Source organism: Anaerobacterium chartisolvens (assembly GCF_003337415.1).
Classification (GTDB): domain Bacteria; phylum Bacillota; class Clostridia; order Acetivibrionales; family DSM-27016; genus Anaerobacterium; species Anaerobacterium chartisolvens.
Map to the genome: position 1 here is coordinate 26,493 of NZ_QPJT01000039.1, position 9,512 is coordinate 36,004.

Consider the following 9,512-nt stretch of genomic DNA (forward strand, 5'->3'; position numbering starts at 1 on the left):
TTGAGGTGATCAGACGGACTCTATTTCATGCCCGTCAAATGCGCTGAAATATCTGGGCCCTTCGCCCTGAACGATAATCCTCCATACCGGAGGTATAGACGAGTAGCTGCTTTCTCCGTTGAGATATGTACACAGAAAGCCTATTTCTATGTCCTGTATGACAGTATTGCTTCCTTTTGAAAAATGTCTTAGAAGGATTTGATAGGCGGGCACTATGCTTATGCTGCTTCGGGTATTTTCCAGGCTCTTTTTACCTATAACTCTGCACTCAAGTCTTGTAACCCCTTTAGCAGAAAGAGTTATTTCCGCCCTGTTTGAAAATATAAAAAAGCTTTTGTACTTTTCATAAAATGTAAAAGTCACAGTTTTATCCGAATTTATTTTATATGTATCCAAAGCATAATCCGTTACCGGCAGAAGAAGATTGGAAAGAAAATTTCTGCAGTATTTTTCTGCCTTGTCTATGTTCTGTATGTCTATATAGTCATCGGGGCTTTTATCGGTATATTCAAATTCTCCGCTGTTTATAAATTTCAGAATTTTATCATCATAAAGCAGCTCATCATCCTGAATTTTAGCGGGCAAAGCAAATCCCTTCCCCAAAAGTACTGACGCAACAGCCTCTCTGTCCAACACCGCATTTTCATAGCTTAAGCTGTAGGATGAACTGGAATAAGGAATTTTGCCGCTTAATACATAACCTCTGCTCTCCATAATTTTTAATGCGTTAGATGTATTTTCCCTGACAGTTTCTCCATTTTCAAAATATGCAAGCAGATTTACAGTTAAAAAGACATTGAGAATTACAAATATCCATATCAGTACAATTTTTGTTTTAGCCCAATCCATACATAATATCTCCTCATCCAGCACGCATAGAAACTACATAATGCTTTCCTGATATTTCTATTACCCATACCGGCTTGATGTATGAGCTGTACAGCTTTCTTCCGGCCCCATAGGCCAGAAACATATCACTGATTCTCAAGCTTTCATTGTTCTTAAGCTCGGGATAATTCTTGTACAAATCATCCATCAAATGGCCGAAATACACATCATACTGCTCTTCCTCATTATATGCTTTAAAGCCCTTAAGGACGGCATTGCAGTATATGAGTCCCTTACTGTTGCTGTCAATTCTCACAGCATGATCTACTCCGCTCTCATCATCCTCAGCTTCTAAAATAACGGGTATGCCGTCAACAATATAATCAAAATAAAAAACATATCTGTCCTTTTGGCTTTCATCTATATCGGAAAGAAAAAGCCGGCTGTCCTCGGATATCAGTGAGTTAATTCCCGAAAGCAGCTTGTATACATGAATAAAGGCACTTTTTATAGTTCCCTTATCGGAATCCGATATCCCTGTCAAGGAATTATACTCTAAAACTCCATCGCTTTTTAAGCTGTATATCTTATTTTGTGTCCTGAACTCTATTGTATTTGTAACGCTGTCTACAGTACGATCATATCCATCCTTCTCCACCCCAAGTATACTGCTTGCAATTTCACTCACCTCGGCGGAGGTATAGGGCCCCTGAGAGTAAATACCCGGAGCAGGCATAAGAGAAACGGTTTTAAAGCTGCTGTATTGAGTTCCCGGAATGCCGAGCACTCCCTCATCAAATTTAAAGCTGGAGCTGTCATTTGTGTTAAGCTCCTGCATCATTCTAAACGATCTTAATGATCCATTTTCATTATATCTTTTGAAAACGTCCTCATAATATTTCGATTTCTCAGCCGTCATATTTATGGTATATACACTTGTATTGATACCGTCGGTTATGTATAGGCTGGCATTTGTATCATTCCATGAAGAAACCGAAAGCTTGGTTATTCCCGTAATACCGTTAAGCTGCAAATTAGCAGGCTGCAGGAACAGCTCAAGAAGGTTTGCCTTTAAGTTTACCTTAAATTCAAAAATAATAGACCTGTTGGCAGTAGCATCTTTCCACAGGCTAATTCCGGCAGTCTGCAAAGGAGTCTCCTCCATAGCCTCCTTAAGGCTGTCAACAGCATACCTCCACAAGCGATTGTAGTCGGTATCGTTTCTATCGCTTACAATCCATCTTGGCGCCTCATACCCATTTGAAACAACAATTCTGAACGGTTGGATACAGTCCTCTCCAAGCCGCTTCTCTATGTCGGCGGAGGTCTCGACTTTTTGCCCTAAAAAAGTAAAAGGAAACCCATAGCTTTGATAATTCCACAGGATTCCTAATTGTATCAGGCTTATTATAATTAAAGCAACCAGTAAATAAAATCTAATGCTTTCTTTTACAACCCTTTTCATTTATAACTCCGGAACCAATAGTTTTTAAATAATATTTATGAGTTTGTTATCCATTCCGTCCTTAATCTGCTTTTTTATATTCTTTTTTACCATCACCTTGAAAACACTGACCTGCTTCACCTCAGGCTCAGCATCCTTGTATGCTATGAATTTAATTCTGTTTACACCCTCATCGAGCTCTATTTCCTTTGCAAAAAAGCCCCCGTCACCGATTAGCCAGCTGCTCTCTCCATCGACAGTTATTGACTCGTACTTATTATCCCGGAAGTTAAATTTCTTCAGCTCCACTATTATGCCTTCATATTTTGTTACTCCGCATACCACAAACAGCCTGTTATCAGTAGTCTCATTGTCCTCAGGCCTTGTGACGGTAATAAAATCTTCTATGACTTTTTCCTGAGTCTCAGCAGACTGCCCTGCCACCTCCGCCTTATCCAAGGGAATGTCGTCATCCGCATAGGAGGTTGCGGCAAACAGAGAAACCATTATAATAAAAACCAGCATAAAACATATTTTCTTCATAATTCATACACCCCATATCAATAACTGTAGAAAACAAAGATGCGCTAATATTTCTTTAATAAACTATATATTCTAATTATACATTATTTTTTGTTACAAATCCATTACAAGCCATTTAAGAATAAGTTACATGAACTGCCACATATTTCTCCGGTAATTATTCCCTCTTCTGCTCTGCCGAAAGAGGCTGTACAGGCAGCTTTACCGTCACCTCGGTACCCTTGCCGTACTGGCTGCTTATAATTATATTTCCCCCGTGAGCCTCTACAATTTCTCTGGCAATAGCCAACCCCAGACCCGTTCCCCCAAGCTCTCTGGATCTTGCCTTGTCAACCCTGTAAAACCTTTCAAAAATTCTGGGAAGATCCTTTTGGGGAATGCCAAGCCCGTTATCCACAACCTTCATATACACATCACTATACAGCTTGCTTATATATACCGTTACTTTTCCGCCCTCGGGCGTGTATTTTATTGCATTGCTTAAAATGTTAAGCACCACCTGCTCAATTCTGTCCTTGTCTGCCATAATTTCAGGAATATCCCCCATTATATAGCTTTCAAGCTCCTGAGACTTATTTTTTGCCTCAATTTCCATTTTAACAACGCAGCTTTTAATCAGCTCTGTAAAGGATATAAGCTTCATATTCCACTGCATTTGCTTGTTGTCAAGCCTTGTCAGCTGGAGCAAATCCTTTACCAGCCTGGTCATCCTGTCCGCCTCGGAATTGATAACATCGAGGAACTTCTCAGACATTTGCCTGTCATCCAGAACACCGTCCAAAAGGGTTTCGGTATAGCTTTTTATAGATGTCAGGGGAGTCCTCAGCTCATGGGAAACGTTGGCGACAAATTCATTTCTCATGTTTTCAAGCTTTTGCTGCTCAGTAACATCCTGCAGCACAACAATTATTCCTTCTGTCTTTTTTTCATCCGTAAAAAGATCTAAATATGCCTTTATAAACCTGTCATTTGTACTTATATTCTTCTCCTTGCTTTTGGAAAAATCAAGGTATAAAATCTCCTCAAGGGTAATATCAAGCCCGAATTTACTGCAAAATCCGTTAAACTCCTCTTCTTCCCTTATATCAAGCATCATCTTGGCCGCAGGGTTGCAGTGTATCATTTTGCCTCTAATATTAAAGGCTATAACCCCGTCGGTCATATAATTAAAAATTGTTTCGATCTTATTCTTTTCGCTTGATATCTCGGTCAGGGTATTTTTAAGCTCCTGCGCCATATAATTAAAAGTATTTGTGAGCTGTCCTATTTCATCGTCCGCTTTAACCTCGAGAGTCTGGTCAAAATTCCCCTTCGCCACCTCCTGCGCCTTATGCATCAGATTAACTATGGGAACGGTGATGGTTCTTGACAGCATGTATCCCAGTATGAGAGAAATTACTAAAGCAAATGCCATACTGCTTATAATAATACTGCTGAAAGCATCCGACATCTCCTTCCATTCCTCACTGTAGCACCTGAAATACAATATAATCCCATCCTTCTCAAAGGCATAGTCAAAAAAGCTTGTGCCGTTAAGCCTTGCCAAGCTTTTGGAATCCCCCTTGCTTCCGCTCATTACCGCAACAAAGTTGGAGGAGCTTAAAAGATCGTTTACCGCTACCCCGGGCTTTTTAAGCAAATTGGGATCGGTGGTTTTAAAATCATTAATATCATTTTTGTTGACTATCGTATAAGACTTGTTTTCACTGGCTATTTTGAAGGTAATTATGGCCTGCCTCCTACCGTTTTCTCCATTTAACAGATCAAGCCAAACATTTTCAACAGTCGGAGAATAGTCCATAGTCCATCTCTTGCTTCCATCCATTATATTGTTTTTAAACTCATTATAATATGAGGATTCAACCTGCATTTTAAGCAAAAGACCTATAGGAATAATTAAAAATATAGTCATGGCTATAAATATAAACACAAGCCTCCATTGAAGACTCCTTATTAAGCTTGACAAAAATCTTTTCAAGTACATGATAACCCCGCTCTTTGCTGCCGGCATCGGCTTTAAACTATCTTATTGAAATAATAGCCTACCCCTCTTTTTGTCATTATATAAACAGGACTGCTGGGCTCCTCTTCCAGCTTTTCCCTGAGCCTTCTGACGGTAACATCCACCGTACGCACATCGCCGTAATATTCATATCCCCAGACCTTTTCAAGGAGGCTCTCTCTGGAAAAAATCTGATCCTGCTGGAGTGCAAGAAATTTTACCAATTCAAACTCCCTCAGCGTAAGCTCAATTACCAAATCTCCCCTCTTTACCTCATAACGGTCAATGTCTATCCTAAGCTCGCCGCACATTAACACATTTGAATGCTTTTTTAAGGAATCCGGCATATTTTCGCTTTCATCAGAGGCGACCCTTCTTAAATTTGCCTTGACTCTAGCCATAAGCTCTCTGGGGCTGAAGGGCTTTGTTATATAATCATCTGCTCCCAGCTCAAGTCCCAGAACCTTGTCTACCTCTTCCTCCTTGGCGGTAAGCATCAATATCGGAGTAGACATTGACTGCCTCAGCTTTCGGCAAACGGTAAACCCATCCATTTTAGGAAGCATTATATCAAGCAGTATCAAATCCGGCTTTTGCCGCTCCGCCATTTCCAGAGCCTGCTCTCCGTCATAAGCCTCGATAGTGTCAAAGCCTTCTTTTTTTAAATTAAACTTAAGGATATCAACAATATTTTTTTCGTCATCAACTATAAGAACTGTCTTGCTCAAAAACACACCCCCCATTTTAAATTAACAATAAAAATTATTAATCGTTTCTATTATAACATTATTTAAGGAAAATTGAACACCAATTTTAAAGCATTTATTCCATTATACTTGGCATTACGCCACTTATAACCATGCTTTTTTTATTTACGGCAATATTACTGTTGAAATATTTCCATATTATGCTATAATTACATTATGCCGATTTGTCCTGCTTTTATTCTTACGCTTAATTCTTGCTAAAGCCGCAATACTATGCACTCGGCTCCTTTATACGGCAGCATAAATAATATACGGGAGGTATCCGCCGCTATGTCCAGAGAATTAATGTACATCCTGATATCCAAGATGCACATTAAACTAAATAAGCTTATCGAAGCAAGCAATTACGACCTTCAGGATGAAGAGGTTCAAAGGTACAGCAGAAGGCTGGACAAGGTTCTTATAAGGTACAACCGCATTATGGAGGACACAAAAAATTACATGAATACGCAATGCACTTATGATATAGGGAACGAATATATAAGAATATAAAGGGCTTAAGTCTCATAAGGAGTTAAGCCCTTTAATTTTTGAAGGTAATTTTTATTTGGAGGTAAAATATTAAAATTTTATTAAAATACAAAACTCCTCCTCAAAATTACTAAATATAATGGTATAATTTATATATATATGCACAAAATTAAAAGAAAAGAGGATTGCCAAATGAAGCTTAATAAAAGACTGGTATCATTATTTTTAATTCTCTTATTATGCTTGATGTCTGTACTATCTTCCACAGCTCAAGCCAATTCCGATTCAAGCAGCAAATATAATGCCCTTATCAAATTATCAATTGTAGATGATGAGCTGACCGACAACAAGCTGAATTCGACTCTAAAGCGCTGGGAAGCTGCCGTATACATAGTTAAAATTATGGGTAAGGAAAAAGAGGTCCTATCTTTCGATAACGCATATGCTTCTTCAAATTTTCCTGACCTAAATGACAGCGATTGGTACACCCCATACATAAATTATTGTGTAGCTCAGGGGCTTATGGGAGGATACTCAAACGGAAATTTTGGTCCTAAGGATGCTATAAGTGAAAAAGCTTTTTTGACTGTGGCTTTGAGGGCACTTGAATATGAGACCAATAAGGATTTTGCTTGGTCAAATGTTTATAAAACCGCATATACCATAGGACTTGTAACCGATAAATCCTATGAATCAAAGGATAAAGAAAACAGTACTAATGTTTATTTTATAAAAGATACTCTTTCGACTTTATACAATATGCTGAAAGTAAAAATGAAAATCTCTAAAATTTCTGTTATGCAGGGTATTATAAACAGCGGAATATCTACTAAGGAGGAAGCCTTAAGCATGGGCCTGATTGCAGATAGTACCGCTTTATCCGTTTCCTCTGTTAATGCTTTAGATAAAAACAAGCTCCAGATAACTTTTAACGAAAAGGTCGAGTCTATTGACGAATCCTGTATTGAAGTATATGAATCCAGCAGCAGCACAAACAGGCTGACATTAAAAATTGATTCACAAACCGAATTAAGCTTGATAGTTTCCACCTCAGATCAGACCGCTCTTAAGGAATATACCTTAAATATCTATAATGCTGTAGATAAAGAAGGCAATATGTCCGATCTTGTTACATCAACATTTAGAGGCTACAGAAGCGCAGTAACCACTTCAGACTTTTTTAAAATCAGCAGGATAGAGCCTGTAGACAGCCGCACGGTAAACGTTTATTTCACTCACCCTATAAACTCCAATTCTGAGCTTCCTCAGTATTACGAGATCTATCAGGGTGACCGCCTGTTCGCTGAAGGAGTTTATAACTCTATAAGAGTAAAATGCCTGTCATCTGACAAGACAGCTTTATCCATCAGCTTAACGTCTCAAAGCTTTACTGAAGGCATGGAGTATATAATAAAAATAAGCGGTGACCTTTACAGCTTGTATGGGGTTAGGTTAAATGAAGGGACAGGAGACGAAATTCCTTTTCAGGCTAAGGGCGGAGAAAGTAACGGAGCTCAGTTGGAAATAACGGACATTATCTCTCTGGACAGTAAAAATTTAGAGGTTTATTTTAATATGCCAATAGACTCCTTCTATGCAAAGCAATTTTTGAACTATTCAGTCATTAGCTCCAGCGGAGTCGTAATTTCTGTAAATAAAGCGACCTTTTTTGACGAGGGGGCAAAAAAAGGGATAGCTGTTCGTTTGGGTCTCGTTGAATCTTTATCAAAGTCCAAGGAATATACCCTCACTGTAAATTTTATACAGGATGCTTCAAAGCAATCCTCAATCTCAGAAGGTGAAAAAAAGTTTACTTCTGATTTTTCGGGATATTCATCCTCACAGCAAATTGTTGATGCATATGCGATAGACTCCCGAACCGTTATCATACTGTTTAATCAGCCTTTAAATCCTTCTGCCGCCGGAAATGCATCAAATTACAACTTTTACAGGTCAGGGTTCTCCTCCTCAATGAGCTTTTCTAAAGCCTTATATACATTTGTGGATAACTATTATGCAGTAAAGCTTTTCCTTCCTGAAGCAAATTCCATGTCATCAAAGTATTCATATAAAGTTAGGGTATCTTCAGCATTGCTTTTAGAAGGTGATAGCCTGTCTTCAAACCAGCTTCAAGTAGAGTTTTCAGGCAGCAGTGAGGATAATTACGCCCCTCAGATTGAAGACGCAGTTATAATTTCACAGGATACAATATTGTTAAAGCTCTCCGCCGAAATTACTCCCGATGTTCCAAATATATTAGTATCGAACTATAGTCTAGAATATACAGACAGCGGCATAGCTATGACAAAAAAGCCTTTGAGCGTGACATATATTGACGATAAAACTCTGGTAGTAAGATTTGATTCACTGAGGTTTGATAATGAGTATAATTTAAGATATGGTGATTTCAAGGATTATGCCGGTATAACGCTTAAACCGGGAGAAACTAAAAAAACCGCCAAGGTAAGACAGGGAAAATAATAAATCTTAAAATTTCTATATTTCAAGGAAGAGTCACTATATTGAAGTGACTCTTCCTTATTTTTTTATGCTTTACGAGAATATTTGTCCGCCCGCGCTTTTGGTTTGCGGTGTAGTTCCTGTAATTTCAGACGCACTGTCTTTAAAAATTATTGATCTTACTGAGTATAATGCTATATTATTACTGAGCCCATCAACATTTTGCAGGGTTACCATAGCTCCATTATTAGCATAAATGGCAATATATTGATATTGAAAAACACAATTAACTAGCCTAAGCGATGTTTTAGAAACATTTACAGAGCTAGTATAAGAGCTTAAATCAGGTAATCGCTTATAGCAATTGTATAAACTAACATTTCCATTGTCATAAATATCGAATTGGTTTCCTGTATCGTTAAGCGATATCCGTAGCACTTCTATATTTGCGGTATTGTCATAAATATTTATTTTCCCATTCACACTTACATTATTGCCCTGTATATAGATCTCTCCTCCATGAAAATTATTAATATTTATATTTTCTGTATATGTATTTTCCTCAATGTATATTTTCCTGCGGCCGGCATTTATCTTTTTCAATTTATTTATGCAAGCTTGTATGGTTTTGGTAGGATAGCCTGTAAGCCCTGTATTCGCATCATTGCCATTTTCTCCGTCAACATAATAAGTTACATCGCTAGCATTGCCGTCGATACTGTCTCCTGCTGCCAGCATTGCAGAATAGTCTACAGATGCATTCTCAAATTCATCCATTTCCAAAATTTCTTCTTGAAAAGCCTCCTCTGTTGGCAACTGAGATATTTGCTCCGTATCTGCAAAGCTTGTAAAGCTTGAAGATATAAGTAATACAACACTCATTAATATCAATAATATTTTTCCCTCAGTTGACAAAGTAAATGCAACCTTGGCGAATAAAGCTAGCTGCATTATGTCTTACAAAGTGGCAAAGTGTATTTAGTATTACAAATAATAA

Annotated in this window: 8 protein-coding genes; 2 read left to right on the top strand and 6 right to left on the bottom strand. The window is 38.1% G+C overall.

Going from position 1 to position 9,512, the window contains the following annotated elements; genetic code table 11:
* Window positions 1–9: 9 nt before the first annotated feature.
* From yycI to DFR58_RS20240, 5 genes are all read right to left on the bottom strand, one after another.
* On the bottom strand, window positions 10–849 hold the full coding sequence (gene yycI, locus DFR58_RS20220; protein WP_114300083.1) for a two-component system regulatory protein YycI: 840 nt from the start codon (window positions 847–849) through the stop codon (window positions 10–12).
* A gap of 13 nt (window positions 850–862) precedes the next feature.
* A complete protein-coding gene (locus DFR58_RS20225; RefSeq protein WP_114300084.1) occupies window positions 863–2,293 on the bottom strand; it encodes a hypothetical protein in 1,431 nt (476 codons plus the stop codon).
* 24 nt (window positions 2,294–2,317) lie between these two features.
* Entirely contained in the window at window positions 2,318–2,815 is a 498-nt protein-coding gene (locus DFR58_RS20230) for a hypothetical protein (RefSeq protein ID WP_114300085.1), read from the bottom strand.
* A 157-nt stretch (window positions 2,816–2,972) separates the two neighbouring features.
* Window positions 2,973–4,781 carry an ATP-binding protein gene (locus DFR58_RS20235; RefSeq protein WP_341457421.1) on the bottom strand — a complete coding sequence of 603 codons (1,809 nt, stop codon included), beginning with the start codon at window positions 4,779–4,781 and terminating at the stop codon, window positions 2,973–2,975.
* A 50-nt stretch (window positions 4,782–4,831) separates the two neighbouring features.
* A complete protein-coding gene (locus DFR58_RS20240; RefSeq protein WP_114300086.1) occupies window positions 4,832–5,545 on the bottom strand; it encodes a response regulator in 714 nt (237 codons plus the stop codon).
* 309 nt (window positions 5,546–5,854) lie between these two features.
* Here DFR58_RS20240 and DFR58_RS20245 point away from each other — a divergent pair, with 309 nt between their 5' ends.
* On the top strand, window positions 5,855–6,076 hold the full coding sequence (locus tag DFR58_RS20245; protein WP_114300087.1) for a Spo0E family sporulation regulatory protein-aspartic acid phosphatase: 222 nt from the start codon (window positions 5,855–5,857) through the stop codon (window positions 6,074–6,076).
* A 171-nt stretch (window positions 6,077–6,247) separates the two neighbouring features.
* The gene (locus DFR58_RS20250; protein ID WP_170138252.1) at window positions 6,248–8,536 is read left to right on the top strand and encodes an S-layer homology domain-containing protein; all 2,289 of its coding nucleotides are present in this window, start codon (window positions 6,248–6,250) and stop codon (window positions 8,534–8,536) included.
* A 72-nt stretch (window positions 8,537–8,608) separates the two neighbouring features.
* Here the strand turns inward: DFR58_RS20250 and DFR58_RS20255 are convergent, their stop codons facing one another.
* Complete coding sequence (locus DFR58_RS20255) at window positions 8,609–9,397, bottom strand: hypothetical protein (RefSeq protein ID WP_147273221.1); 789 nt, start codon at window positions 9,395–9,397, stop codon at window positions 8,609–8,611.
* Window positions 9,398–9,512: the final 115 nt, after the last annotated feature.